This is a genomic window from Brevundimonas sp. Br13 (assembly GCF_055391505.1).
This window is the reverse complement of record NZ_AP044008.1, coordinates 2,949,897-2,974,209: the sequence shown is the minus strand read 5'-3', so window position 1 is coordinate 2,974,209 and position 24,313 is coordinate 2,949,897. Positions and strand designations below refer to the sequence as shown.

At 69.1% G+C, this 24,313-nt stretch carries 22 protein-coding genes and 1 other RNA gene; 12 read left to right on the top strand and 11 right to left on the bottom strand.

Annotated elements, in window-relative coordinates:
• The first annotated feature begins 3 nt into the window (after positions 1 to 3).
• The 5 genes from mraY (at position 4) to ACZ5M6_RS14815 (ending at position 6,532) form a co-directional block, all read left to right on the top strand.
• Positions 4 to 1,113, top strand: coding sequence for a phospho-N-acetylmuramoyl-pentapeptide-transferase (gene mraY / locus ACZ5M6_RS14835; protein ID WP_152950801.1), 1,110 nt, complete (start codon positions 4 to 6; stop codon positions 1,111 to 1,113).
• Positions 1,114 to 1,282: 169 nt separating this feature from the next.
• Positions 1,283 to 2,773 (top strand): UDP-N-acetylmuramoyl-L-alanine--D-glutamate ligase, encoded by a 1,491-nt coding sequence (murD, locus tag ACZ5M6_RS14830; protein ID WP_464159014.1) that lies wholly within the window; start codon positions 1,283 to 1,285, stop codon positions 2,771 to 2,773.
• Entirely contained in the window at positions 2,770 to 3,948 is a 1,179-nt protein-coding gene (locus ACZ5M6_RS14825; RefSeq protein ID WP_152950799.1) for a peptidoglycan glycosyltransferase FtsW, read from the top strand. The genes murD and ACZ5M6_RS14825 overlap by 4 nt, the downstream gene beginning before the upstream one ends.
• A 244-nt stretch (positions 3,949 to 4,192) precedes the next feature.
• Positions 4,193 to 5,284: an undecaprenyldiphospho-muramoylpentapeptide beta-N-acetylglucosaminyltransferase gene (murG, locus tag ACZ5M6_RS14820; RefSeq protein WP_464159013.1), complete on the top strand. Its 1,092-nt coding sequence runs from the start codon at positions 4,193 to 4,195 to the stop codon at positions 5,282 to 5,284.
• A gap of 39 nt (positions 5,285 to 5,323) precedes the next feature.
• Complete coding sequence (locus ACZ5M6_RS14815) at positions 5,324 to 6,532, top strand: mechanosensitive ion channel family protein (RefSeq protein WP_197273322.1); 1,209 nt, start codon at positions 5,324 to 5,326, stop codon at positions 6,530 to 6,532.
• On the opposite strand, the gene ACZ5M6_RS14810 is transcribed toward ACZ5M6_RS14815, so the two are convergent.
• From ACZ5M6_RS14810 to ACZ5M6_RS14790, 5 genes are all read right to left on the bottom strand, one after another.
• Positions 6,483 to 6,896, bottom strand: a complete 414-nt coding sequence (locus ACZ5M6_RS14810; protein WP_464159012.1) for a surface-adhesin E family protein — start codon at positions 6,894 to 6,896, stop codon at positions 6,483 to 6,485. The genes ACZ5M6_RS14815 and ACZ5M6_RS14810 overlap by 50 nt on opposite strands.
• Positions 6,893 to 10,330 (bottom strand): AAA family ATPase, encoded by a 3,438-nt coding sequence (locus tag ACZ5M6_RS14805; RefSeq protein ID WP_464159011.1) that lies wholly within the window; start codon positions 10,328 to 10,330, stop codon positions 6,893 to 6,895. Before ACZ5M6_RS14805 ends, ACZ5M6_RS14810 begins: the two co-directional genes overlap by 4 nt.
• A 12-nt stretch (positions 10,331 to 10,342) precedes the next feature.
• Entirely contained in the window at positions 10,343 to 10,942 is a 600-nt protein-coding gene (locus ACZ5M6_RS14800; protein ID WP_054766433.1) for a thioredoxin domain-containing protein, read from the bottom strand.
• Between the two features lie 3 nt (positions 10,943 to 10,945).
• Positions 10,946 to 11,590: a DsbA family protein gene (locus ACZ5M6_RS14795; RefSeq protein WP_054766432.1), complete on the bottom strand. Its 645-nt coding sequence runs from the start codon at positions 11,588 to 11,590 to the stop codon at positions 10,946 to 10,948.
• 95 nt (positions 11,591 to 11,685) lie between these two features.
• Positions 11,686 to 12,237, bottom strand: coding sequence for a DUF721 domain-containing protein (locus tag ACZ5M6_RS14790; protein ID WP_054766431.1), 552 nt, complete (start codon positions 12,235 to 12,237; stop codon positions 11,686 to 11,688).
• A gap of 21 nt (positions 12,238 to 12,258) precedes the next feature.
• On the opposite strand from ACZ5M6_RS14790, the gene mutY reads away from it, so the two are divergent.
• The 3 genes from mutY to ACZ5M6_RS14775 are packed head-to-tail and all read left to right on the top strand — an operon-like array spanning position 12,259 to position 13,828.
• Positions 12,259 to 13,314 (top strand): A/G-specific adenine glycosylase, encoded by a 1,056-nt coding sequence (gene mutY, locus ACZ5M6_RS14785; RefSeq protein ID WP_152950795.1) that lies wholly within the window; start codon positions 12,259 to 12,261, stop codon positions 13,312 to 13,314.
• Between the two features lie 12 nt (positions 13,315 to 13,326).
• Positions 13,327 to 13,605 carry a BrnT family toxin gene (locus ACZ5M6_RS14780; RefSeq protein WP_152950794.1) on the top strand — a complete coding sequence of 93 codons (279 nt, stop codon included), beginning with the start codon at positions 13,327 to 13,329 and terminating at the stop codon, positions 13,603 to 13,605.
• Entirely contained in the window at positions 13,559 to 13,828 is a 270-nt protein-coding gene (locus tag ACZ5M6_RS14775; RefSeq protein WP_182713319.1) for a BrnA antitoxin family protein, read from the top strand. The genes ACZ5M6_RS14780 and ACZ5M6_RS14775 overlap by 47 nt, the downstream gene beginning before the upstream one ends.
• Here the strand turns inward: ACZ5M6_RS14775 and ACZ5M6_RS14770 are convergent, their stop codons facing one another.
• From ACZ5M6_RS14770 to tkt, 6 genes are all read right to left on the bottom strand, one after another.
• Positions 13,829 to 15,976: an amylo-alpha-1,6-glucosidase gene (locus ACZ5M6_RS14770; RefSeq protein ID WP_182713320.1), complete on the bottom strand. Its 2,148-nt coding sequence runs from the start codon at positions 15,974 to 15,976 to the stop codon at positions 13,829 to 13,831. It lies immediately after the preceding gene.
• 143 nt (positions 15,977 to 16,119) lie between these two features.
• Positions 16,120 to 17,232, bottom strand: a complete 1,113-nt coding sequence (locus ACZ5M6_RS14765; RefSeq protein WP_152950791.1) for a glycosyltransferase family 4 protein — start codon at positions 17,230 to 17,232, stop codon at positions 16,120 to 16,122.
• Positions 17,233 to 17,361: 129 nt separating this feature from the next.
• Entirely contained in the window at positions 17,362 to 18,441 is a 1,080-nt protein-coding gene (locus tag ACZ5M6_RS14760; protein WP_152950790.1) for a site-specific DNA-methyltransferase, read from the bottom strand.
• Between the two features lie 79 nt (positions 18,442 to 18,520).
• Positions 18,521 to 19,717, bottom strand: a complete 1,197-nt coding sequence (gene purT, locus ACZ5M6_RS14755) for a formate-dependent phosphoribosylglycinamide formyltransferase (RefSeq protein ID WP_464159010.1) — start codon at positions 19,715 to 19,717, stop codon at positions 18,521 to 18,523.
• 20 nt (positions 19,718 to 19,737) lie between these two features.
• On the bottom strand, positions 19,738 to 20,583 hold the full coding sequence (locus tag ACZ5M6_RS14750; protein WP_348684385.1) for an alpha/beta hydrolase: 846 nt from the start codon (positions 20,581 to 20,583) through the stop codon (positions 19,738 to 19,740).
• A gap of 183 nt (positions 20,584 to 20,766) precedes the next feature.
• Complete coding sequence (gene tkt / locus ACZ5M6_RS14745) at positions 20,767 to 22,758, bottom strand: transketolase (protein WP_464159009.1); 1,992 nt, start codon at positions 22,756 to 22,758, stop codon at positions 20,767 to 20,769.
• A 95-nt stretch (positions 22,759 to 22,853) separates the two neighbouring features.
• Between tkt and ACZ5M6_RS14740 the strand changes: the two genes are divergently transcribed.
• The 4 genes from ACZ5M6_RS14740 to ACZ5M6_RS14725 all read left to right on the top strand — a co-directional run bounded on the left by ACZ5M6_RS14740 (position 22,854) and on the right by ACZ5M6_RS14725 (position 24,292).
• Entirely contained in the window at positions 22,854 to 23,150 is a 297-nt protein-coding gene (locus tag ACZ5M6_RS14740; RefSeq protein WP_054766424.1) for a hypothetical protein, read from the top strand.
• On the top strand, positions 23,150 to 23,467 hold the full coding sequence (locus ACZ5M6_RS14735; protein ID WP_054766423.1) for a cell division protein ZapA: 318 nt from the start codon (positions 23,150 to 23,152) through the stop codon (positions 23,465 to 23,467). Before ACZ5M6_RS14740 ends, ACZ5M6_RS14735 begins: the two co-directional genes overlap by 1 nt.
• A gap of 65 nt (positions 23,468 to 23,532) precedes the next feature.
• Positions 23,533 to 23,694, top strand: a non-coding RNA gene (gene ssrS / locus ACZ5M6_RS14730) — 6S RNA.
• A 55-nt stretch (positions 23,695 to 23,749) separates the two neighbouring features.
• Positions 23,750 to 24,292, top strand: coding sequence for a 5-formyltetrahydrofolate cyclo-ligase (locus ACZ5M6_RS14725; protein ID WP_464159008.1), 543 nt, complete (start codon positions 23,750 to 23,752; stop codon positions 24,290 to 24,292).
• Positions 24,293 to 24,313: the final 21 nt, after the last annotated feature.

Genomic DNA, 24,313 nt, shown 5'->3' with positions numbered 1-24,313 from the left:
CGCATGTTCTATCTTCTGTACCTCTATTACGCCGACGTCGCGCACCAGTATCCGCTGCTGAACCTGATCCAGTATCAGACCGTCCGCACGGCCCTGGCCCTGGCCACGGCGGCCATCGTCGCCGTGGCCATGGGCAGCCGCTTCATCAACTGGATCCGCGCCAAACAGGGCCGGGGCCAGCCGATCCGCGACGACGGTCCGGTCTCCCACCTGTCCAAGGTCGGCACCCCCACCATGGGCGGTCTCATGATCCTGGCGGGCATAGGCGTGGCGGTCTTCCTGTGGGGCGACCTGACCAATCCCTATATCTGGATCGTCAGCTTCGTGACGGCGGCCTTCGGCGTCCTGGGCTTCATCGACGACTACGCCAAGGTGACGAAACAGACCTCGGCCGGCCTGACCTCGAAACAGAAGCTGGTCGCCCAGACCGCCGTGGCCGTGATCGCCGGCGTCCTGACCGTGCTTTGGATGACCGCCTCGCCGACCTCGCCGGGACTTGAGACCTCGATCGCCTTCCCCTTCTTCAAGGCGGTCCTGCTCAATATCGGCTGGTTCTATGTGGCCTTCGCCGCCTTCACCATCGTCGGCTTCTCCAATGCGGTGAACCTGACCGACGGTCTGGACGGGCTGGCGACCGTGCCGGTGATGATGGCGGCCGGCGCCTTTGGCCTGATCTCCTATCTGGCCGGCAACTTCGTCTTCTCCCAGTATCTGCAGATCCACCACGTCCCGGGCGCCGGCGAATTGGCCATCTTCTGCGCCGCCATGATCGGCGGGGGCGCGGGCTTCCTCTGGTACAACGCCCCCCCGGCCAAGATCTTCATGGGCGACACCGGATCCCTGGCTCTCGGCGGGGCGCTGGGCGCCATCGCCGTCACCACCAAGCACGAGCTGGTGCTGGGCATCGTCGGCGGCCTGTTCGTGATGGAGGCCGCCTCGGTCATGATCCAGGTCGGCTATTACAAGCTGACCAAGAAGCGCATCTTCCTGATGGCCCCGATCCACCACCATTTCGAAAAGATGGGCTGGCCGGAATCCACCGTCGTCATCCGCTTCTGGATCATCGCCGGGGCCCTGGCCCTGCTCGGCCTGTCCACGCTGAAGCTGAGATGAGCGGGCTCCCCCATTCTCCGTCATCCTCGGGCTTGACCCCAGTTTCGTCATCCTCGGGCTTGACCCGAGGATCGGGCGTGGACCTGACTGTGCGACGGGCCCTTCGCACCAGCGGCGGACCCTCCGATCCTCGGGTCAAGCCCGAGGATGACGGAAAAGGGAGCGTGGAATGATCCCGGTTCCCGGCTATGAGGGCAGGCGGGTCGCGGTCTTCGGCCTGGGACGGTCGGGGATCACGGCGGCGCGCGCCCTGAAGGCCGGGGGCGCGATCCCCGTCCTGTGGGACGACGGCGTCTCGGGCCGGCTTCAGGCCCAGGCAGAGGGCTTCGTGGTCGAGGATCTGACGACCGCCGACTGGTCCGGCTTCGCCGCCCTGGTCCTGTCGCCCGGCGCGCCCTTGACCCATCCCAAGCCGCACTGGACCGTGGACAAGGCGCGCGAGGCCGGCGTTCCGGTCGTCGGCGACATCGAACTGTTCGCCCGCGCCCTGGACGCCCTGCCGCAGGGGCGGCGGCCGAAGGTCGTCGCCATCACCGGCACCAACGGCAAGTCCACGACGACCGCCCTGATCGGCTGGGTGCTGCAGCAGGCGGGCCTGACCGTCTATGTCGGCGGCAATATCGGCATCGGCGTCCTGGCCCTGCCGGAGCCGACGCCGGGCGCCGTCTATGTGATCGAGGTCTCCAGCTATCAGTTGGACCTGACCACGCGCTTCGCGCCGGACGTGGCGATCCTGACCAATGTCTCGCCCGATCATCTCGACCGGCATGGCGGGATGGAGGGCTATGTCGCGGCCAAGCGACGGATCTTCCAGGCCCAGGGGCCGGAGGCTGTGGCGTTGGTGGGGGTCGACGAGGAATGGGGGCAGGGGATCGTCCGCGACCTGGCCTCGCGTGTTCTAACCATTTCTTCCGCTCATCCCGGCGAAAGCCGGGACCCAGTGCTTTCGTCAGGACACGATGCCGGGGATCAGCGTGCTGCCGCATCGCACCCGTCGGAGCGCCCACAGGACTGGGTCCCGGCTTTCGCCGGGATGAGCGGAATAGAGGTGCGATCAACCTCGATAGAGTCGGACGGCGCGATCCTCGCCGACCTCTCCGCCGCCCGCTCTCTCCCCGGCCGGCACAACGCCCAGAACGCCGCCTTCGCCTATGCCGCCGCCCGCGCCCTGGGCGTGTCGCATGAGGCCGCCGTCAAAGGCCTGCTCACCTTCCCCGGCCTGGCCCACCGGATGGAGGCCGTCGGCCATATCGGCCCGGTCCGCTTCATCAACGACTCCAAGGCCACCAACGCCGACGCCGCGCGTCAGGCCCTGTCCGCCTATCCCAAGGTCTTCTGGATCGCAGGCGGCAAGCCCAAGGACGGCGGCATCGATGATCTGACCGACCTCTTCCCGCGCGTGGCCAAGGCCTATCTGATCGGCGACGCGGCCCAGGCCTTCGCCGACACCCTGGGCGACACGCCCCACGTCATCTCGAAAACCATGGACGCCGCCGTCGCCGCCGCCGCCGCAGACGCCCAGGCTGCGGGCGGCGACCAGATCGTGTTATTGTCGCCCGCCTGCGCCAGTTTCGACCAGTTCCCCGACTTCGAGGCGCGGGGCGAGGCCTTCCGCGCCGCCGTCCTGAACCTCGGCGCAATCCCGGAGACGGCCCGATGAGCGCCTCCTACACCCCCGCCTTTTCCCGAAACGACCAGAGCCCGATCGCCCAGTGGTTCTGGACCGTGGACCGCGGCCTCTTGGGCGCGGCGCTTGCCCTGATGGGGCTCGGCGTGGCCCTCAGCTTCGCCTCCAGCCCGGCCGCCATCCTGGCCGATGAATCCATCACCGATCCCTTCCACTATTCCTGGCGGATGATCGTCTTTTCAGGGGTCAGCCTGACCCTGATGCTGACCACCTCCCTGATGTCGCCGCGCGGGGTGCGGCGGATCGCCGTCCTGGCTCTCCTGGGCGCCATCGTCGTCATGATGGCCCTGCCCTTCATCGGCGATACGGTGAAGGGGGCGGCGCGCTGGGTGAATTTCGGCCCCTTCAGCCTGCAGCCCAGCGAGTTCGCCAAGCCGGGCCTGATCGTCTTCGCCGCCTGGATGTTCGCCGAGGCGCAGAAGGGGCAGGGGGTGCCGGGCGTGACCATTGCGTTCGGCTTCTACGCCCTGACGGTCTGCCTGCTGCTGATCCAGCCGGACATCGGCCAGACCCTGCTGATCACCACCACCTTCATGGCCGTCTTCTTCATGGCCGGGGTGCCGTTCAAATGGATGGCGGTCCTGGCCAGCGCCGGCATGGCGGGGTTGGTGTCGCTCTATTTCGTCTTCGGCCACATGCGCGACCGCCTCAGCCGCTTCTTCTCGCCCGAGACCACCGACACCCACCAGATCGACGCCGCCGCCGAGGCCATCCGCGCGGGCGGCCTTCTGGGCCGCGGGGTGGGCGAGGGGGTGATGAAGCGCCGGGTGCCGGACCTGCACACCGACTTCATCTATTCCGTCGGCGCCGAAGAGTTCGGCCTGATCCTCAGCCTGATCATCATCGGCCTTTACGCCTTCATCGTCGTCCGGGGCATGCGCCGGGCCATGAAGCTGACCGATCCGTTCGAACAGACCGCGTCGGCGGGCCTCTTCATGCTGATCGGGCTTCAGGCCTGCATCAATGTGGCGGTGAACCTGAACCTGATCCCGACCAAGGGCATGACCCTGCCCTTCGTCAGCTACGGCGGCTCCTCCATGATCGCCATGGGCCTGACCATGGGCTTCGCCCTGGCCCTGACCCGGCGTCGGCCGGGCGCCTATGAGCCGGGCGCCAGCCTGTCGCGGCCGGGGCGGCGGCTGCTTTAGGGCGGCGGCGCGTGAAGGCCCTAACCTGGGTCGTGAACTTGCGTCTTATCAAGGCGCTGACCCCGAACGACCGCCTTCTCCCCATCGCGCCGAAAAACCGTGGCATTCTATAGGGGGCGAAGGGCTCAAACGGCCCAACCGGACACATCGGACACATCGGACACATCGGACACTCTTTTTTCCGCCCGCCGTCCTCAGACCGGACAAATCGGACTATTCAGACACTGTTTCTCCCGGAGGCCCCATGTCCAAACTTTGCGTCGTCGCCGCCGGCGGCACCGGCGGCCACATGTTCCCGGCCGAGGCCCTGGCGCGGGAGCTGGCCGGGCGCGGCTGGCGCCTGGTCCTGGCGACCGATCATCGAGGCGAGCAGTACGCCCACGCCTTTCCGGCCGAGGAACGGCTGGCCCTGGACGCCGCGACCGGCTCCGGCCCCTTGGGCCTGATCACGGCAGGGGTGCAGATCTTCAAGGGCGTCATGCAGGCGCGGGCCGCCTTCGACCGGCTGGGCGCCGATGTCGTGGTGGGCTTCGGCGGCTATCCGTCCGCCCCGGCCCTGGTGGCGGCGGTGACGTCGCAGCGGCCGACCGTCATCCATGAGCAGAACGCGGTTCTGGGCCGAACCAACCGCATACTGGCCCCCTATGTGGGCGAAGTGGCCTCGTCCTTCCCGACGCTGGAGCGGGCGCCGGCCCAGGTTCAGGGACGGTCCCACGTCGTCGGCTCGCCCGTGCGCGCCGACATCCGCGCCCTGTTCGATCGCCCCTATGTCGCCCCCGCCGAAGGCGGCCCCATCCAGGTGCTGGTGACGGGCGGCAGCCAGGGCGCCCGCATCCTGTCGGAGACCACGCCCCGAGCCCTGGCGGCCCTGCCGGAGGCCCTGCGTCGTCGCCTGAAGGTGCAGCAGCAGTCCCGGCCCGAAACCCTGGAGGCCGCTCGCCAGATCTATCTGGAAGCCGGGATCGAGGCCGAGGTCGCCCCCTTCTTCCGCGACATGGCTGAACGGCTGTCCAAGGCCCATCTGGTGGTCGGCCGCTCCGGCGCCTCGACCTGCGCCGAACTGGCGATCGCGGCCCTGCCTTCGGTCCTGATCCCGCTCAAGATCGCCACCGACGACCACCAGCGCCTGAACGCCAAGGCCCTGACCGAAGCCGGGGCGGCGGAGGTCATTCTGGAGGACGCCCTGACCGTCGAGAGCTTGACCGCAGCCCTGGATCGCGTCCTGTCCGATTCAGCCCGCCTGGCCGCCATGTCCGCCGCCGCTCGCTCGGTCGCCATCCCCGACGCCGCCGAACGCCTGGCGGACTTGGTCGAGGCGACGGCGGGGGCCGCCTGAGACCGACAACCGTCCCGCTTGTCGCGCGTTTAGGAGCCCATGCCTCCCGAAATCATCGCCCTGACCCGTCAAGTCCGCGCCCTGTGGCGTCAGTTCGACTGGCTGCCCGAATGGGCGGTGATCGGCCTCGTCCTACTGGTCTTCGTCGGCGGCGGCTGGCTGACGCACAAGGTCGTCTTCGCGGTCCTGCGCCGCATGGTCAGGAACAAGGACGTCTTCTGGCGCGGGATCGTCGAGAGGGCGCGGGTCAAGCTGCGGGTGCTGATCATCATCATCGGCGTCGGCATCGGCGTGACCGTGTCGCCGATGCATCCCGAACCCTCGGCCGACATCCGCGCGGTGCTGCTGTTCCTCTCCATCCTGACGCTGGGCTGGATGGCCTCGGGGGTGCTCGACATGTGGTCGGTCATGCATCTGAAGCGGTACAATATCTCAGTCGAGGACAATCTGCTCGCCCGCAAACACCTGACCCAGACTCGCATCCTGCAGCGGGTCGCCAAGGTGATCCTGTTCATCGTCACCGTGGGTCTGGCCCTGATGACCATCTCCGGCTTCCGCCAGTGGGGCGTCAGCCTGCTGGCCTCGGCCGGCGTCGTCGGCATCATCGCCGGTCTGGCGCTTCAGCCGATCCTGACGAACATGGTCGCCGGCATCCAGATCGCCTTGACCCAGCCGATCCGCCTGGACGACGCCGTCATCGTCGAGAACGAGTGGGGTAATGTGGAGGAGATCACCGCCACCTATGTGGTGGTCAAGCTGTGGGACTGGCGGCGTATGGTCCTGCCCCTGTCCTATTTCATCACCAAGCCCTTCCAGAACTGGACGCGCGAGAACGCCCGCCTGATCGGCACGGCCTTCTTCTACGTCGATTACGAGGCCCCGATTGATAAGCTGCGCGAGGCTTTCGAGGGGATCGTCAAGAACTCTAAGCTCTGGGACGGCGACGTCCAGGTCATGCAGGTGACCGACATCACCGAACGGGTGCTTCAGGTCCGCTGCCTGGCCAGCGCCCGCTCGGCCCCGGTCGCCTTCGACCTGCGCTGCGAGATTCGCGAGAAACTGATGGCCTTCATGCGCGACCAATGCCGCGAAGCCCTGCCGCGCGACCGCCTGGAATGGCCGCAGGGGGAAGAGCGGCCCCCTAATCTCCCTCCCCGCTCCGGGGAGGGTGGCCGCGCAGCGGCCGGGTGGGGCGGCGTCAGTCCTTCAACGCCGCCTGGCCCCGAGCGATCGCCTGATCCAGCGTGAGGATCTCCCGCGCCGGAGCCTCCCCGCACGCTACGGCCAGCAACTCCGCCGCATCCCCGCCGGGCGCGGCCTGATAGGCGGGCGCGGCGTCGGGCGTGGCCGGCCCCTCTGTCCCGTCTTCGCGCAGGGAGGCGAAATCCAGCCGGTCCGCCGTGCGGGCCCGGCAATCGAAAACCCAGCGCGACCAGCCGACGACATAGGTCACGTCCCCCACCTTGAAGCCCGCCTCGGTGACCTGAAGCTCGCGCATCCGGGCCAAGTCTCCGTGCCGCTCGATTGAGGCGACATCGGCGTAGACGGCGAACCGGCCGACGCCGGTCTCGACCAGTTGGGGATCGGCGAATGCGAGCAGCAGGGCGATCATGCGACCAGCGTCTCCGCCTGTTTCAGATCCACGCTGACCAGCTGGCTCATGCCACGCTCGGGCATGGTGACGCCGTACAGCCGATCCATCCGGCTCATGGTCACCGGGTTGTGGGTGATGACGATGAAGCGGGTGTCGGTCCGCGACCGCATCTCGTGCAGCATCTTGCAGAACCGGTCCACGTTCGCATCGTCCAGCGGGGCGTCCACCTCGTCCAGCACGCAGACGGGGGCGGGGTTGGCCAGGAAGACGCCGAAGATCAGGGCCGCCGCCGTCAGGGCCTGTTCGCCCCCCGACATCAGGCTCATGACCGACAGCCGCTTGCCGGGCGGGCAGGCGTAGATCTCCAGCCCCGCCTCCAGCGGATCGTCGCTCTCGACCAGTTTCAGCTCGGCCTGGCCGCCGTCGAACAGGGCCTCGAACAGGGCCTTGAAGTTGGCGTTGATCACGTCGAAGGCGGCGATCAGCCGTTCGCGTCCCTCGGCGTTCAACTCGTCGATCCCGTCGCGCAGCTTGGCGATGGCCTGGGTCAGGTCGATCCGCTCTGACTTCATGCTGTTCAGCCGCTCGCCGTATTCGGTCGCCTCGTCCTCGGCGCGCAGGTTGACGGCGCCCAGGGCCTCGCGCTCGCGCTCCAGCCCGTACAACAGGCTCTCGGCGCCGGCGGCGTCAGGCGGCCGGGCCACGGCCTCATCGGTCAGCTTGCGGGCCAGGTCTTCGGGCGACATCTGGGCGGTCTCGCGCAAGGTCGCCTCGGCTTCGGTCAGTTTCTCGGCCGCAGCCTCGGCCCGAGCGGCCAGACCGGCGCGGGCTTCGCGCGCCTGGGAGGCGGCGGCGTCGGCGGCGCGGGCGGCGCGGTCGGCCTCGGCCGCAGCGCTCTCGGCTACAGCCATGGCGTCGGAGGAAGCCTGTTTGCGCTGTTCGGCGGCGGTCAGTGTGTCCAGCAGCTTGCCGCGTTGTTCGGCGAACCCCTGGGGCGCGACCTCGGCCTGTTTCAGCAAGGCGGCCGTCTTTTCAGCGTCCTTCTCCAGCGTGGCCAGCCGGCCGCCGCTGTCCTTGGATCGGGCGATCCAGCCGTCGCGCGCGCGGGTCAGGCCGCCCAGACGTTGCTCGCGTCCCTGGCGGTCGCGGGCCTCGGCGTCACGGTCCGACCGGGCGGTCTGGGCGGCGACGCGGGCGGCTTCCGCGGCGGCGCGGGCGGCGGTCAGATCGTCGCGCAGGCCGGCCAGGGTTTCCGACGGGGCCTCGACCGTCTGTGCGGCCGCCAAAGCGGCTTCAGCCTCGGCCACTTCGGCCGCCAGCCGCGCCAGGGCCTCATCCAGCGCCTGGGCGCGGGCTTCGCGGCGGGTCTGGTCCCGCGTCAGGCTTTCGACGCGGTCGCGGGCGGCGGTCACGGCCTTGTCGAGGGCGAAGGGCTTGAGACGGGCGGTCTTCACCGCCTCCTCGGCCGCACGGAAGGCTTCGGCCGCCGCCTTCTGCTGGGCCTGAGCCTGCTCAAGGGCCGGCTTGCCCTTGTCGATCTCGGTTTCCAGCTCGGCCAGCCGGGTCCGTTGCGCCAGACGCACGGCGGCGGGACGCGGCGCCTCGGCCCGGCTGACGAAGCCGTCCCAGCGGAACAGGTCGCCCTCGGGCGTCGCCAGACGGGCGCCGACCGGCAGGGTGCGGGCCAGTTCGGCCGCCTGGGCGCGCGGCGCGACGCCGCACTGGGCCAGACGCGCCGCCAACTGGTCGGGAGCCTGGACATGATCCGAAAGCGGTTCGACGCCTGCGGGCCAGACGGGCGGGCGAGGTTCCGCCCCGCCCCAGTAGGCGGCGGCGCGGGCGTCCAGGGCCGCGTCCAGGTCTTCGCCCAAGGCGGCGGCTAGGGCGGCCTCATAGCCTCGGTTTGCGCGGACCTTGTCGAGCGCGGGCGGATGGTCGCGCTTGCCGCCGACCAGCAACTGGGCCAGGCCGCGCGCCTCGGTCTGCAACCGGCCCAGCCGGTCTTCGGCGGCGCGGGCGGCGGTGCGGGCCTCCTGCTCGGCGCGGGCCAGGTCGCCGCGTCTGACTTCGGCCGCCTCGACGGCCTCGCGGGCGGCGGTCAGTTCGGCCTGGGCGATCTCCAGCGCCTGACGGGCGGCCTCCAGCTCCGGCGTTTCCAGCGGACCCAGGGCCTCGCGTTCGCGCCTCGCCTGTTCCAGCTGTGCGGCGACGCGGGACAGGCGGGTCTCGGCGTCGCGGCGGCGGGCGGCCTCGGCGTTGGCGCGGGCCTCGACGGCCGCGAGGGCGGCGGCCAGGCGTTCGACCTCGGCGTCGGCGGTCTTGCGGGCCTCCTCGGCGGCGGCCAGGGCCTTGTCCAGTTCGGGGCCGCGAGCGGGGGCGGCGGCGATCTCGGCCTGGAGGCGGGCCAGTTCGTGATCCAGCCGGTCCAGCTCGCGCTTGGCGTCGGCGGCCATATTGGTCTCGCGCTCCGTATCGGCGGCGATGCGGGCGGCCTCGGCCTTCAGGCGATCCACCTCGGCCCGGGCGGCCTGTTCGGCCATGTCGAGCCGGTCGCGCTCCAGACTGGCCCGGTGCAGCAGGGCGGAGGCGACGGCGTCCTCCTCCCGCGCCGGCTTCAGGGCCTCTTGGGCGGCGAGGGCGGCGGTCTGGGCGGCGGCGGCGGCGGTCGTCGTCTCGGCCACGGCGCGGTCGGCGGCGCGCAGCTCCAGGGCTGCGGCCTCGGCGGCGATCTGGGCGTCGTTCCAGCGGGCGTAGAGCAGGGCGGCCTGGAGGGCGCGGATCTCGGCGGAGATCTTCTTGTATTTCTCGGCCTGACGGGCTTCGCGCTTCAGCCGATTCAGCGCCGTCTCCAGCTCGCGGCCGATGTCGTCCAGCCGCTCCAGATTGGCCTCGGCCGCCTTCAGGCGAAGCTCCGCCTCGTGACGGCGGGTGTGCAGGCCGGCGACGCCGCCCGCTTCCTCAAGGATCCGGCGGCGGTTCTGGGGCTTGGCGGCGATCAACTCGCTGATCTGGCCCTGGCGGACCAGGGCGGGGGAGTTGGCGCCGGTCGAGGCGTCGGCGAACAGCAGCTGAACGTCGCGGGCGCGCACCTCCTTGCCGTTGATCCGGTAGGTCGAACCCTGGCCCCGGTCGATCCGGCGCGACACCTCCAGCACCGGGCTGTCGGTGAAGGGCTGGGGCGCGCGACGTTGCGCATTGTCGATGGTCAGCTGGACTTCGGCGTGGCTGCGCGGGGGGCGGCCCGCTGCGCCGGCGAAGATGACGTCGTCCATCCCCTGACCGCGCATGGCCTTGGCCGAGTTGGCGCCCATGACCCAGCGCAGGCTCTCAAGGACGTTGGACTTGCCGCAGCCGTTGGGTCCGACGATGCCGGTCAGGCCGGATTCGATGTGCACCTCCGCCGGATCGACGAACGACTTGAAGCCGACGAGCCGGAGGCGCTGGAACTGCATCGGTCCTGGCGCTTACCGGCGCAGCAGCGGATCGACGGCGGCCGACAGGGCTTCCAGCGAGTAACCGGCGACAGGCTTGCCGTTGACGAACAGGGTCGGTGTGCCCTCGACCCCGGCCGCCTCGGCGCCGGCGATCTGGGCCTGAAGCGCGGCGCGGGTGGCGGGGTCGTTCAGGCAGGTTTCGACCTGTTCGCGCGTCTTGCCGGTGGCGGCGAGGCCGGCGTCGAACCAGGGCTTGGCGCCGGTGGTGCGCAGATTGGCCTGGTCACGCATGAAGACCTCGGCCACGTCGAAATAGCGGCCCGGCGCGGCGCAGATGGCCACGGCGGCGGCGGCGGCGGCGACATTGGCGGGCGGGGTCGGCAGGTTGCGATGCACCAGCCGGACCTTGCCCGTGTCGATGTAGCGGGCCTTGAAGGCCGGCAGGACGTCGTTGTGGAAGACGGCGCAGTGCGCGCAGGTGAAGCTGGCGTATTCGATCACCGTGACCGGCGCGTCGGCCTGACCCAGAACATGGTCCTGGGCCGTGACCGGCGGCGGGGGCTCGGCGGCCGAGGCCGGACCCGCCAGGGCGGCGGTCAGAGCAAAGGCGAGGACGGCGCGCCGGACCATGGCTTACTTCGCCAGCTCGGCGTCGATGGCGGCCGACAGGTCGGCCAGGCTGGCGCCTTCGCCGCCGGGGGTGATGACCTGGGTGTCGTTCACGTAGAAGGCCGGAGTGCCCGTCACGCCTTGGGCTTGGGCGGCCTGGACGCGCTTCTCCATGGCGGCGACGGCCGCCTTGTCGGTGACGCAGTCGTTGAACTGCTGCTCAGACAGGCCGGCGGCCTGGGCCGTGCGCAGCAGCCAGTCGCGCGGCGAGGAGGTCAGCATCTCCTGCTGGGTCGCCATCAGCTGGTGGACGACGTCGAAATACTTGTCCGGCCCGGCGCAGCGCGCGACCAGGAAGCCGGCGGTGGCGGCGTCGACCGGCGGGGTCGGCAGTTCGCGGAAGACGTAGCGCACCTTGTTGGTGTCGACGTATTTGGCCTTGAACGCCGGCCAGGTGTTCTTCTGCCACAGGGCGCAGTGGGGGCAGGTGACCGAGGCGTATTCGACCACGGTGACCTTGGCGCCTTCCGGCGCGCCCAGGCCCATGTCGCCCTCGACGGCGCCCTTGGAGCCGCCGCCGCAGGCGGCCAGGGCCATGGTCGCCATGGCGGCGCCGGTGATGGCCGCACGGCGGCTCATGCGGGCGAAGCGGGATTCGGTCGGGGCCATGGGACTTCCTTGGTCGGATCGTTGGCGATCGGCGGCGTGATTCCGGGCGAACCGCGCAACCTTGATCATTCGAGAACAGGTGCGGCGAAGATTTGTCAATCGCGGTCGTTCGAACGCGATATCGCCGCTCGGCCCAGTTTGGCCAGGGCCGCCTTCAGTTCCTCGGGTGCGGCGGCCAGGGAGGCCGCCAGTTCCGCCTCGGCCGAGGCGGGCAGGGGCGGTGGGACAGCGGCGCGTTTGGGGCGGGCGGCCGGCTCGGTCAAGGGCTTGATCGGTCCCTGGGCGATGCGAAGCCGATCGACCGAACCGGCGCCCAGAAACAGGTTCACCCGCGCCAGGATGTCCTCTGACTGATGCTGGACCAGCAGGGCGGCGGCGCCGGCGACGCGCAGCTCCAGCACGCCGGGCTGGCCGCCCTTGCCCTTGGTCAGCTTCTGGGGCCGGGTGACGCGGGCCAGGCGGTCTCCGACGATCTCGCGCCAGCGCGGCTCAAGGGCGCCGGCGCCGCGGCCGAATTGTTCGTCCAGCTTCTTGATCAGGGGCGTCAGGGCCTGGCCCGCGCGCGGCGCCGGGCGCGGCGCCGGGCGGGTGCGGCGGCGCGACAGGATCTCGCGGACCTCGGCGTCTGTGGGCAGCGGGCGGCGCATGGGCCTATATAGACCGATCCCATGACTGACGTCTCTCCCGACATCGCCCTGATCCGCGCCCGTCTGCTGGACTGGTACGACCGCCATGCACGCAGCCTGGCCTGGCGCGCTCCGCCGGGGACGCGGCAGAGGCCCGACCCCTATCGCGTCTGGTTGTCGGAGGTCATGCTGCAACAGACCACCACCCCGCACGCCACCCCCTATTTCCAGACCTTCACCAGCCGCTGGCCGACGGTGTCGGACCTGGCGGCGGCCCAGGACGCCGAGGTCATGGCCGCCTGGGCGGGACTGGGCTATTACGCCCGCGCTCGCAATCTGCTGGCCTGCGCCAGGGCGGTGGCGGGCGAACATGGCGGGGTGTTTCCCGATACGGAGGCGGGGCTTTCAGCCTTGCCCGGCGTGGGCGCCTATACGGCCGCAGCGGTGGCGGCCATCGCCTTTGGCCGCCCCGCTAATGTGGTCGACGGCAATGTCGAACGGGTCATGGCGCGGCTGTTCGCCGTCGAGACGCCGGTCCCCCAGGCGCGGCCCGAACTCCGGCGGCTGGCGGGCCTCTTCGTCAATGATCAAAGGCCCGGCGACTGGGCCCAGGGCCTGATGGACCTGGGCGCGACCGTGTGCCGGCCCAAGTCGCCGCTGTGTGGGACCTGCCCGATCGCAGATCACTGCTCGGGTCTGATGACAGGCGAGCCTGAACGCTATCCGTTCAAGACCAAGAAGGCGGACCGGCCGCAGCGGAAGGGCGTCGCCTGGGTTCTGTTCGACGACCAAGGTCGAGTGGCGGTGGAGACAAGGCCGGAGAGAGGGCTGCTGGGCGGAATGCTGGGCCTGCCGACCAGTGACTGGACGACGGGCGAACCATTGACGCCGCCGCCGATCGACGCCGACTGGCGAGACGTCGGATCGGTCGAGCATGTTTTCACCCATTTCAGCCTGACCTTGACGGTGATGACGGCGCGAGGCGAGGCGAGGGCGGGTTGGCGATGGATGCCTTTCGAAGCGGCGCGCGCGGCCCTGCCCACCGTATTCGCCAAGGCCCTGGATCGGGCGACCGTTGAATCTGACCTATTTTTGTAGTAACAAAAATCTGTGCGCATCACCTTCGATCCCAGCAAGCGTGATCGCACGTGGATTGAGCGTGGACTGGATTTCGCCCAGGCGTCGGCTGTGTTCGACGGTGATCATCTGACGTTTGACGATGATCGTCGGGACTATGGAGAAAGACGTCTGATCACCATTGGGCGTTTGACCGACCGTATGGTGGTTCTGGTGTGGACGCCGCGTGGCGAGGCGCGCCACATCATTTCGATGAGGAAGGCGAATGACCGTGAACAGCGACGCTACGAAGACCGATTGGGTCGATCCTGACGAGGCGCCGGAACTTGACGACGTCTGGTTCGACAAGGCGGATCACTATCGAGGAGAGACGCTGGTCCAACGCGGACGCCCCAAGGGCGCGGATAAGATCTCGACCACCATAAGGTTCGACGCCGACGTGCTGGCCGCCTTCAAACAGGACGGGCCGGGATGGCAGACGCGCATGAACCAGGCGCTGCGCGACTGGCTGAAACGGAAGTCAGACGCCGCCTGATCACCGCAGGGTGCGGATGGCGATCCCGCCCTGTTTGCGACGAGGCACCACCACGGCGCGGCCGTCCACATGCTGGATGTCCAGATCGACCGAGGCGTTTCCGACTTGAAGACCCTGAATCTTCAGCGTCTGCAACCCGGCGGGCAGAACCGGGTCGATCAGATCGACCGTTCCGCTCCAGGCGTCGATCGACAGGCCCAGCGACGCCTGAAGCATCAGAAAGACCGACCCCGCCGCCCAGGCCTGGGGCAGACAGGCGACCGGATAGGCGATCGGCGGTTCGCCCGGCGCGCGCGGGAAGCCGCAGAACAGCTCGGGCAGACGCAGATGGAAATGGGCGGCGGCGGCGTAGATCTCGGCCAAGATCTCGGCCACCGCCTGGCGTTCGCCATAGGCGGCCATGCCGGCGGCGGCCATGGCGGTGTCGTGCGGCCAGACCGAGCCGTTGTGATAGCTCATCGGATTGAACCGGGCCTGGCCCAGCTCCAGCGTCCGCACGCCCCAGCCGGTGCGGAACCGTGACGACAACAGGCGTCGGGTCACGCGCCGCGCCCGTTCTGGCGACGGCAGGCCGGTGAAGAGCAGATGGCCGGCGTTGGAGGCGATGGCCCGGCACGGCTCCCCGTCTCCGTCCAGGGCGACGGCGTAGAAGCCCTCGTCCTCCATCCAGTACTTGTCCTCGACCAGGGCGCGGACCTGTTCGGCGCGGATGCGCCATTCCACCGCTCGGTCGTCGTGCAGCCGCTCGCCCAGATCCGCCAGGGCGCGCCAGGCGGCGAAGGCGTAGCCTTGAACTTCTAAGAGGGCGATCGGCCCCTTGGGAAAGCGGCCGTCGGCGTGGAAGATGGAATCCTCGGAATCCTTCCAGCCCTGGTTGGACAGGCCGGTGTCGGCGCCGCGCTGATAGTCGATCAGGCCGTCCCCGTTGGAATCCCCATAGTCGCGCATCCAGTCGGCGGCGGCGATCAGATTGGGCCACAGTTTGCGGATCAGCTCCAGATCGCCGGTGCGCCCGGCATAGGCGCCGGCCAGGGCGATGAACAAACAGGTGGTGTCGACCCCGCCGTAATAGAGGCCGAAGGGCACCTCGCCCAGGGCGCTCATTTCGCCGCCGCGCGTCTCGTGCAGGATCTTGCCCGGCTGGCTGTCCTGGAACAGCGACGTCTCAGTCGCCTGGCGCGAGGCCAGATAGGTCAGGACGCCCTTGGCCAGGGACGGGTCCAGCCACAGCATCTGCCAGGCGGCGATGATGCCGTCCCGCCCGAACGGGGTCGAGAACCAGGGCGTGCCGGCATAGGGGTAGGGGCCGGTCGGCAGGTCGGTGGTCAACAGGGCCATGTCCGCCCGCGACTGGTCCAGCCAGTCGTTGAACCGCGGGCTGCGGGGGCCGCGCACCGAGGCGCCGCGCCGCCGCTTGGCCCGCATCGCCAGACGGGCCTGGATGGCGTTCAGCCGCCAGCGACGGGCGTCCGGCGCTTCGCAGGAATCGACACCGCATTCGATGAACAGCTCCATCGACCGGCCCTTGGGCAGGCTGAACATGAACTCGGCGCGGTTAGGGGTCAGGCGGGCGGGCGGTTCGGAAAAGGCGAGGCAGCTGCCGCGGTCCACCCCGTCCAGGCCGGTGTAGCGGAAGGTGACGCGGCGCCCGTCGGTGGTGGGGGCGTGGATCGTGCCGCGCTTGGGCCGCGGCGTCCCCCGCACCTGGAAGATGTCGGCGAAGTCGGCCCCGAAGTCGAAGGCGAGGGGCAGAAGTATGTCCTCGACCCCGTGGTTGACCATCTGGATGCGTTCGAACATGCGCCGGTCCCACAGGAAGCGCCGCCGTTCGATATGCATCACCCCGGCCGGGGCCGAGCGTCCGCCCATCGGCGGCAGGGGACGATTGGTCGTGTGGCAGGAAAAGAAGACGTTGTCCTGGCTGACGCCGGACGACAGCCGCGACGGCTTCAACAGGCCCACGGTCATCGTCCAGCGCGATAGAACCCGCGTGTCCCCGGCGAACAGGCCGTCGGCCCCGCCCTTCATGTCGCCCCAGCCGTCGGCGACCAGGAAGGCGTCCCCCGCCTTCAGCGCCATCAACTGTTCCAGGCCCGAAGCCTCGACGGACTCACCGGCGGTCAGCTGGGTGGAATAGGCGTCGTCCATGCGGTGTCTGTCCCCGTCGCTGTTGCAGCCTGCGCGAAACGTCTCATTGGAATGCGGCGCTCAAGGGCCGCTCCGATGATGAAATGAAGCCGGCGGCGGAGGGTTTCACCCTCCGCCGCTGAACCTCGACAATAAGACGGGGATCAGGCTATGGCCGCGAAGCTGCGATCTTCCAAGGGGCGCAGGGGCGTCACCACGTCCGCCAGCGGGGCCTCGGCGAACGGACGGCGCGCCAGAAGGTCGCCGTAGACGTCCAGATAACGGCGCGCCATGGCGGCGGCCGAGAAGCGCAGTTCGAACCGGGCGCGGATGGCCTCGCGGTCCAGGAGGCGGGCACGGTCGGCGGCGGCGACGGCCTGTTCCATGGTGTCCACCAGGAAGCCGGTGGCGCCGTCCTCGATGATTTCCGGCGTCGATCCGCAGCGGAAGGCCACCACCGGCGTGCCGCAGGCCATGGCCTCGATCATCACCAGGCCGAAGGGTTCGGGCCAGTCGATCGGGAACAACAGGGCCTCGGCGCCGCCCAGGAAGGCTGATTTCTGATGGTCGCCGATCTCGCCGATGAACTCGATCAGGGGATTGGCCTCGACCATGGGACGGATGGTCTCCTCCCAATAGATCTTGTCTGCGGCGTCCACCTTGGCGGCCATCTTCAGCGGGCGGCCCAGTTTGGTGGCGATCTCAATCGCGCGGTCGGGTCGTTTCTCGGGCGAGATGCGGCCCAGGAAGGCCAGATAGCCCTCTGACTTCGGCGAGAAGACATATTGGTCGCCGGGCATGCCGTGATGCACGGTCGCCTTCCAATTCGCATGGGGCAGGGGGCGGCGCTGGTCGTCCGAGATGGAAATCAGGCCGAAGTCGCTCCAGCGATCGTAAACGCCGGGCAGATCCTTCAGATCGAGCCGTCCATGCAATGTGGTGATGGTCCGGTCCGCATAGGGCCGGAACAGGGGGAAGTGGATCATGTCGGTGTGGAAGTGGATGACGTCGAACTGATCGACGCGATCCAGGACCTCGCTCAGCATGGTCATATGGGCGGCGAGATCGGACTTCAGCGGGGCGGGGTCCAGGCGGATGGCCTGGTCGCGGACGGGGACCAGCCGCGCCCGCGTCTGGGCGTCTGCGGAGGCGAACAGAGTGACCTCATGGCCCAGATCGACCAGGGCGTCTGTGAGATGGGCGACGACCCTTTCGGTGCCGCCATACAATTTGGGAGGCACAGCCTCATAAAGCGGTGTGACCTGCGCGATCTTCATCGATGTGCTTGCTCCAGCCCGGCGCTGCGGGCCTGTTCACATCAATGTTCACGCGGGTGCGCGGTTCCGTCGCGGAGACGAAATTTCCGTCGCAAATCCGGCGAGTTACAGAGCTTTACCGTAGGGCGGCTACTGCATCCCCGCCCGGACTTCCGCACGCAGGGCGTCGATCGACTTCAGCCCCTGGTCGGTCTTGAAGCGCCAGTAGGTCCAGCCGTTGCAGGCGGGGGCGTTCTCCAGCAGGGCGCCCAGCTTGTGGATCGAGCCGGTCAGGGAGCCCGACACCAGGGAGCCGTCGGCGCGGACGCGGGCCTCGCGCTCGCCCTTGGGGCAGTACAGACGGTCGCCGGGGTTCAGCAGGCCGGCCTCGACCAGGGCGCCGAAGGGCACCTTGGGCTCGGCGCGCTTGGAGCCCATGACGGCCAGGTCTTCGGGACTGGCGGGAATGACCGAGGCGATGCGGGTCTCGGCGACGGCCGCATAGGTCTCGTCCCGCTCGATGCCGATGTAGTGGCGACCGAGGCGTTTGGCGGCGGCGCCGGTGGTGCCGGTGCCGAAGAAGGGGTCCAGGACCACGTCGCCGGGGCGGGTGGCCGACAGCAGCACGCGGTGCAGCAGGGCCTCGGGCTTCTGGGTCGGATGGGCCTTCTTGCCGTCGGCGTCCTTGATCCGCTCCTCGCCGGTGCACAGGGCGAAGGTCCAGTCGGACCGCATCTGGGTGTCTTCGTTGAAGGCCTTCAGGGCGTCGTAGTTGAAGGTGTAGCGCTTCTGGTCGCGCGAGCGGGCGGCCCAGATCAGGGTCTCGTGGGCGTTGGTGAACCGGGTGCCCTTGAAGTTCGGCATTGGGTTGGACTTGCGCCAGATGATGTCGTTCAGCACCCAGAAGCCCAGGTCCTGGATCGCCGCGCCCAGGCGGAAGACGTTGTGATAGGAGCCGATCACCCAGATCGAGCCCTCGGGCTTCAGCACCCGGCGGCACTCGGTCAGCCAGGCGCGGGTGAAGGCGTCGTATTCGGCGAAGCTGCCGAACTTGTCCCAGTCGTCGTCAACCGCATCGACCTTGGAATTGTCGGGCCTCAGCAGGTCGCCGCCCAGCTGAAGATTATAGGGCGGGTCGGCGAAGACCATATCGACCGAGGCGTCGGGCAGGCTTTTCAGAATCTCGATGCAGTCGCCACGGTGAATGACGTCGGTCTGGAATTGGGACATGGAACGCGGCCTCGGAACGATGAGACCGGCATGGTGAATCCTTACGGTTAAGGCAGTGTTGATTCCGCCCTGTTCGGCGTCAGCCCGGGACCACCTTTACCCGACCCGCCGCCTCCCGCGCCCGTTCGCGGGCTTCGTCCACATCGGCGCCGCGCGCGGTCGCCACGCCCATGCGGCGGCGTTCATAGGCTTCGGGCTTGCCGAACAGGCGCAGGTCGGCAGTGGGGACGGACAAGGCCTCGGCGACGCCCTCGAAGGCGACGCCTTGGGCATCCATGCCGCCGTAGATGACGGCGCTCGCGGCGGGTTCGCGCTGGGTCGCGTCGACGGGCAGGCCCAGGATGGCGCGGGCGTGGAGGGCGAACTCGCTCATGGTCTGGCTAGCCAGGGTGACCAGGCCGGTGTCGTGGGGGCGGGGCGAGACCTCGGAGAACCAGACCTGGTCGCCCTTGACGAACAGTTCGACCCCGAACACGCCGAAACCGCCGAGGGCGTCGGTGACCTTGCCGGCGATGTCCTGCGAGGCGGCGAGGGCAGCGGGGCTCATGGCCTGGGGCTGCCAGCTCTCGACATAGTCGCCCTTGACCTGACGGTGGCCGATGGGGGCGCAGAAATCCGTGCGGGTCGAGCCGTCGGCGGCGCGCGAGCGGACGGTCAGCAGGGTGATCTCGAAATCGAAGTCGATCCGGCCCTCGACGATCACACGGGCGCCGGCGACGCGGCCGCTGTCTTGGGCGTAGGTCCAGGCGTCGGCGATTTCATCGGGGCTTTCGGCAAAGGACTGGCCCTTGCCGGACGAGGACATGACCGGCTTGACGAAACAAGGGTAGCCGACGGTTTCGGCGCCGGCGGCCAGTTCCTGGGCGCTGCCCGCGAAGGCGTAGGGGCTGGTGGGCAGGCCCAGCTCTTCGGCGGCGAGACGGCGGATGCCCTCGCGGTTCATGGTCAGTTGGACGGCGCGGGCGGTGGGAATGACGCGAGCCATGCCGGCGGCCTCGATGTCGGCCAGGACCTCGGTGGCGATGGCCTCGATCTCGGGCACGATGATGTGCGGGGCCTCGGCCATGATCAGGCCGTTCAGCACCTGGGGATCGGTCATCGGGATGACGTGGCTGCGGTGCGCGACCTGCATGGCTGGGGCGTTCGGATAACGGTCGACGGCGACCACCTCGACGCCCAGGCGCTGAAGCTCGATGGCGACCTCCTTGCCCAGTTCGCCGGAGCCCAGCAGCATGACGCGGACGGCGGTGTCGGAAAGCGGGGTGCCGAGTTTCATGGGGGGCTCCGGGGTTTGGATCAGGGCGTGGGGACGGCGTAGAGCTTGCGGAAGGCGTCCAAGGCCGCGCCGTGGTAGATGGTGGCGTGGGTCTCGGTCGGGCGGGGGGTGAAGCTCCAGCTCAGGCCGGGCAGGGCGTGGTCGCGCAGATTGGCGGTCAGGACGTCCATCGGGGCCTGCATCTCGGGGCCCTCGTCGCCCAGGGTCAGGATCAGGGTGCGCGGGTCGTTCGACTGGTCACGCAGACGGGCGCCGGACTGACGCGCCAGTTCGCCCCCGTCCCACCACAGGCTGGGGCTGACGGCGACATAGGCGTCGAACATCTGGGGTTCCTTGAGGAAGGTCTCGACCACGAACAGGCCGGCCAGGGATTCGCCCATCAGGGCGGTCTCGCCGCTGGTGCGGAAGCGCGTCTCGACGAAAGGCTGGACCTCTTCGGCCAGGAAGCGGCGGAAGCGGTCAGAATGGCCCTGGGTCGGATAGCGGGCGATCAGTTCGGGGTCTTGCGTCGGCAGGGCCAGTTCGTTGCGGCGGTCGATCGAGGCGATACCGACCACGATCACGTCGCGGGTCGTGCCGACGACGGTTCCGAGCTGGGCGAGGCCCGAGATGTGGTGGAAGTCCTGATCCTGGCCGCCGTCGAGGACATAGAGGACAGGATAGGTCTTGCCGCTGTCCGCATAGCCGGGCGGCAGCCAGACATTGATCTCGCGCGTCGCGCCCATGACGGCGGAGGGGAGGGCGTAGGACCGGCCGATGACGATGGGGGTTTCGGCGGGGGCGGGCGTCTGTGGAGCGGTCTGGGCTTGCGCCGCAGTCGCGGTCATGCCGAGTGCGAGAAGAAGACCAAGGACGCCGGGTTTCATCGTCAGCTCCACCTGATCCCTCTCCCCTTGCGGGAGAAGGTGGCCCGAAGGGCCGGATGAGGGGTTGGATGATGCGAAACGGCTCGGCCGGCGTGACCCCTCGCCCGACCGCGCCAGGACGACGGCTGACGCCGCCGTGCGCGGTCTCCCTCTCCCGCAGGGGGAGAGGGAGATGAAGAGAGATTACAGCCGCGCCTTCACCGCTGCGACCACCGCATCCGCCGTGACGCCGAACTTGTCGTACAGCACTTCCGCCGGGGCCGAGGCGCCGAAGCCGGTCATGCCGACGAAGGCGCCGTCTTCGCCGATGAACCGCTCCCAGCCTTGCTTGATCGCGGCCTCGACGGCGACACGCACCGTGCCGCGGCCGATGACCGAGGCCTGGTAGGCGGCGTCCTGCTGCTCGAACAGTTCGAAACAGGGGACGGAGACGACGCGGGTCGGCACGCCTTCGGCTTCCAGGGCTTCGGCCGCCTTCAGGGCCAGGGCCAGTTCCGTGCCCGTGCCGAACAGGGTGGCCTTGGCCTCGCCCGAGGCCGCCTTGATCTCATAGGCGCCCTTGGCGGACAGGTTTTCCGTCGCTGCGACCGTGCGCACTGCCGGGGTCTTCTGGCGCGACAGGGCCATGGCCGAGGGGGTGGTCTTGGCCTGCAGGGCGATCTGCCAGCACTCCATGGCCTCGACCGTGTCGGCGGGGCGGAAGACGTTCAGGTTCGGGATGGCGCGAAGCGCCGCCAGATGTTCGACCGGCTGGTGGGTCGGGCCGTCCTCGCCCAGGCCGATCGAGTCGTGCGTCAGGACGTGGATGGCGCGGACCCCCATCAGGGCGCCCAGACGGATGGCCGGGCGGCTGTAGTCCGAGAAGACCATGAAGGTGCCGCCGTAAGGAATGATCCCGCCGTGCAGGGCCAGGCCGTTCATGGCGGCGGCCATGCCGAACTCGCGGATGCCCCAGTTGACGTAGCGGCCCTCATAGGTGGGCTGGTCGAAGATGGGGGTGCCGGCGACGAAGGTGTTGTTCGAGCCGGTCAGGTCGGCCGAGCCGCCGACCAGTTCGGGGATGGCGGCGAAGACCTGGTCCAGGGCGGCGCCCGAGGACTGGCGCGTGGCCTGGGCGGGCTGGGTTTCGATCAGTTCGGCGATCTTGGCGTTCAGGGCGTCGAAGGCGCCCTCGGGCAGGTCGCCCTTCATGGCGCGGGTGAAATCGGCGGCCTGGGGCGAGGCGGCGAGGCGGGCCTCCCACTTCTTGCGGTCCTTGGCGCCGCGACGGCCGACCTTGGCCCAGGCGTCGGCGATGGTCTGAGGCATTTCGAAGGGTTCGTGATCCCAGGCCAGGCCCAGGCGGGTGGCGGCGATCTCGGCGGCGCCCAGGGCGGCGCCGTGGGTCTTGTGGCTGCCTTCCATGGTGGCGGCGCCCTTGCCGATCTTGGTCTTGCAGGCGATCAGGGTGGGCTTGTCCTGGCGCGTCGCCCACTTCAGGGCGGCCTTGATGGCGTTCATGTCATGGCCGTCGATGGCCTTGACCGCCCAGCCGGCGGCCTTGAAGCGGGCCTTCTGGTCGGTGGCGTCCGACAGGGAGACCTTGCCGTCGATGGTGATCTCATTGTCGTCCCACAGGACGGTGAGCTTGTTCAGACGGTAGCGGCCGGCCAGGGCGATGGCCTCCTGGGACACGCCTTCCATCAGGCAGCCGTCGCCGGCGATGACCCAGGTGCGGTGATCGACCAGGTCCTCGCCGTATTTGGCGGCGAGGTGACGCTCGGCCATGGCGAAACCGACCGAGGTGGCCAGGCCCTGGCCGAGGGGGCCGGTGGTGACCTCGACGCCCGGCATATGGCCGTACTCGGGGTGGCCGGCGGTCTTGGAGCCCCACTGACGGAAGTTCGACAGCTCTTCCTTGGTCGCGGCCTTGTAGCCGGTCAGGTGCAGAAGCGCGTAGATCAGCATCGAGCCGTGGCCGGCCGACAGGATGAAACGGTCGCGGTCGGCCCAGTCGGGGCGGCTCGCGTCGAACTTCAGAAACTTCGAAAACAGCACCGTGGCGACATCGGCCATGCCCATCGGCATGCCGGGGTGGCCCGACTTGGCCTTTTCGACTCCGTCCATGGCGAGGACGCGGATGGCGTTGGCCATCTGCTGGGGCGTGGCCTTGGGGGCGGATTTGACGTCGTTCACGAGGCGAGACCTTTCGGCGGGAACGGAAATTCAGAGGCGCGCCGCTTTACCCCGGCGCGTCCTCGGGTTCTATACGCAATTTGAAGGAGCGACCGATGGCAGACGCCACCACGGCCGCACGGGCCCGTATCGACCGGGCCCTGGCCGAACTGGAACGCAAGATCCTGGCGCTGAAGGCCCGACCGGCTTCGGCGCCGCCGATCGCCGACGACGATCTGTTCGCGCCCCGCAGCGATGCGAACGGGGCGGCGGACGCCGCACGCCTGGCCGAACTGGAGGCTGCGGGGCGCGAGGCGTCTGAAGCCTTGGGGCGGGCGGCCGAGGCCGTGCGAGAGGTGCTGGTCCAGGGCGAACGTCAGGCTCGCGATGAAATCGAAGGCGAGGCCGACTGATGGCGACGGTGACGGTGGAGGTGAACGGTCGCCCCTATGCGGTGGGCTGCGCCGACGGACAGGAGGAGCGGGTCCGCATCCTGGCCAAACAGTTCGACAACCAGGTGCGCCAGGTGGCCCAGGACGTCGGCCATGTGGGGGATCTGCGGCTTTTCCTGATGTCGGCCCTGATCCTGGCGGATGAGCTGCATGAGGCCCGACTGAACGGCGGCGGAGCGCCGGCCCCGACGGGCGACCCGGCGCCCACCCGTGACGGCGTGGCTGAGGCGCTGAATGCGGTTGCAGCCCGGATCGAGAAGATCGCCCAATCCATCTGAAGGCGGCTGATCGGATTACGCCGCTTGAGAAGGCGGGGCGCAGGCCCTATCTTGTGCGACGGCGGGTCCTGCTGCGGCTCACGTCGGAGGCAACATTTCCTCGCGACCTTAATTCACTCGAAGGGATCTGTCCCTGTCCGGGCTCGAGGGCCTGGGCATATGGAGCCCACCTGGCTACCCAGGTCGAGAGGATTTAAACCGCTCTTCACGGTTCACGCGGCGCCGCCAACCCTTTCCCCTTCTTCGCCCTGCGCGTGAGACGCGCGCCAGCTGAGCGCACCCATGTTCGACAAGCATGAACTCCGGTCCGCCGCCCGCGCGCGGCGCAAGGCCCTGGCCGGGACCGATCCGACCGCCGCCCAACGCGCCGCCGACCACATCGACGCCCTGCCGCAGGGGGCTGTCGTGGCCCTCTATCGCGCCATGGGGTCCGAGCTGGACACCGGAGCCCTGGCTGTAGCGCTGGAGGCGGCGGGGCGGCGGCTGTGCCTTCCGGTGGTGCTGGAGCGGGACGCGCCCATGGTCTTTCGCGCCTGGTCGCCGGGCGAGCCTTTGGAGCTGGACGCCGCCGGCTGTCCCGCGCCCCTGCCGCTGGCCGAGTTGGTGGAGCCGGACCTGATCATTACGCCGCTACTGGCCTTCGATGCGTCCGGCGGCCGGCTGGGGCAGGGCGGCGGCTTCTACGACCGCACCTTTGCGGCCCGGCCCGATGTGATCCGGGTGGGCTTCGCCTATGCGGGGCAGGCGGTGGAGGCGCTGAACCTGGAGGCGCACGACATGCGGCTGCACGGGGTGCTGACCGAGGCGGGGTATCAGGCGTTTTGAGGGATATGCCATTGACATATC

Bases quoted from the DNA above. Each gene is read 5' to 3' on its own strand.
- mraY (WP_152950801.1), top strand. From the start codon at position 4: ATGTTCTATCTTCTGTACCTCTATTACGCCGACGTCGCGCACCAGTAT.
- murD (WP_464159014.1), top strand. From the start codon at position 1,283: ATGATCCCGGTTCCCGGCTATGAGGGCAGGCGGGTCGCGGTCTTCGGC.
- ACZ5M6_RS14825 (WP_152950799.1), top strand. From the start codon at position 2,770: ATGAGCGCCTCCTACACCCCCGCCTTTTCCCGAAACGACCAGAGCCCG.
- murG (WP_464159013.1), top strand. From the start codon at position 4,193: ATGTCCAAACTTTGCGTCGTCGCCGCCGGCGGCACCGGCGGCCACATG.
- ACZ5M6_RS14815 (WP_197273322.1), top strand. From the start codon at position 5,324: ATGCCTCCCGAAATCATCGCCCTGACCCGTCAAGTCCGCGCCCTGTGG.
- ACZ5M6_RS14810 (WP_464159012.1), bottom strand. From the start codon at position 6,896: ATGATCGCCCTGCTGCTCGCATTCGCCGATCCCCAACTGGTCGAGACC.
- ACZ5M6_RS14805 (WP_464159011.1), bottom strand. From the start codon at position 10,330: ATGCAGTTCCAGCGCCTCCGGCTCGTCGGCTTCAAGTCGTTCGTCGAT.
- ACZ5M6_RS14800 (WP_054766433.1), bottom strand. From the start codon at position 10,942: ATGGTCCGGCGCGCCGTCCTCGCCTTTGCTCTGACCGCCGCCCTGGCG.
- ACZ5M6_RS14795 (WP_054766432.1), bottom strand. From the start codon at position 11,590: ATGGCCCCGACCGAATCCCGCTTCGCCCGCATGAGCCGCCGTGCGGCC.
- ACZ5M6_RS14790 (WP_054766431.1), bottom strand. From the start codon at position 12,237: ATGCGCCGCCCGCTGCCCACAGACGCCGAGGTCCGCGAGATCCTGTCG.
- mutY (WP_152950795.1), top strand. From the start codon at position 12,259: ATGACTGACGTCTCTCCCGACATCGCCCTGATCCGCGCCCGTCTGCTG.
- ACZ5M6_RS14775 (WP_182713319.1), top strand. From the start codon at position 13,559: ATGACCGTGAACAGCGACGCTACGAAGACCGATTGGGTCGATCCTGAC.
- ACZ5M6_RS14770 (WP_182713320.1), bottom strand. From the start codon at position 15,976: ATGGACGACGCCTATTCCACCCAGCTGACCGCCGGTGAGTCCGTCGAG.
- ACZ5M6_RS14765 (WP_152950791.1), bottom strand. From the start codon at position 17,232: ATGAAGATCGCGCAGGTCACACCGCTTTATGAGGCTGTGCCTCCCAAA.
- ACZ5M6_RS14760 (WP_152950790.1), bottom strand. From the start codon at position 18,441: ATGTCCCAATTCCAGACCGACGTCATTCACCGTGGCGACTGCATCGAG.
- purT (WP_464159010.1), bottom strand. From the start codon at position 19,717: ATGAAACTCGGCACCCCGCTTTCCGACACCGCCGTCCGCGTCATGCTG.
- ACZ5M6_RS14750 (WP_348684385.1), bottom strand. From the start codon at position 20,583: ATGAAACCCGGCGTCCTTGGTCTTCTTCTCGCACTCGGCATGACCGCG.
- ACZ5M6_RS14740 (WP_054766424.1), top strand. From the start codon at position 22,854: ATGGCAGACGCCACCACGGCCGCACGGGCCCGTATCGACCGGGCCCTG.
- ACZ5M6_RS14735 (WP_054766423.1), top strand. From the start codon at position 23,150: ATGGCGACGGTGACGGTGGAGGTGAACGGTCGCCCCTATGCGGTGGGC.
- ACZ5M6_RS14725 (WP_464159008.1), top strand. From the start codon at position 23,750: ATGTTCGACAAGCATGAACTCCGGTCCGCCGCCCGCGCGCGGCGCAAG.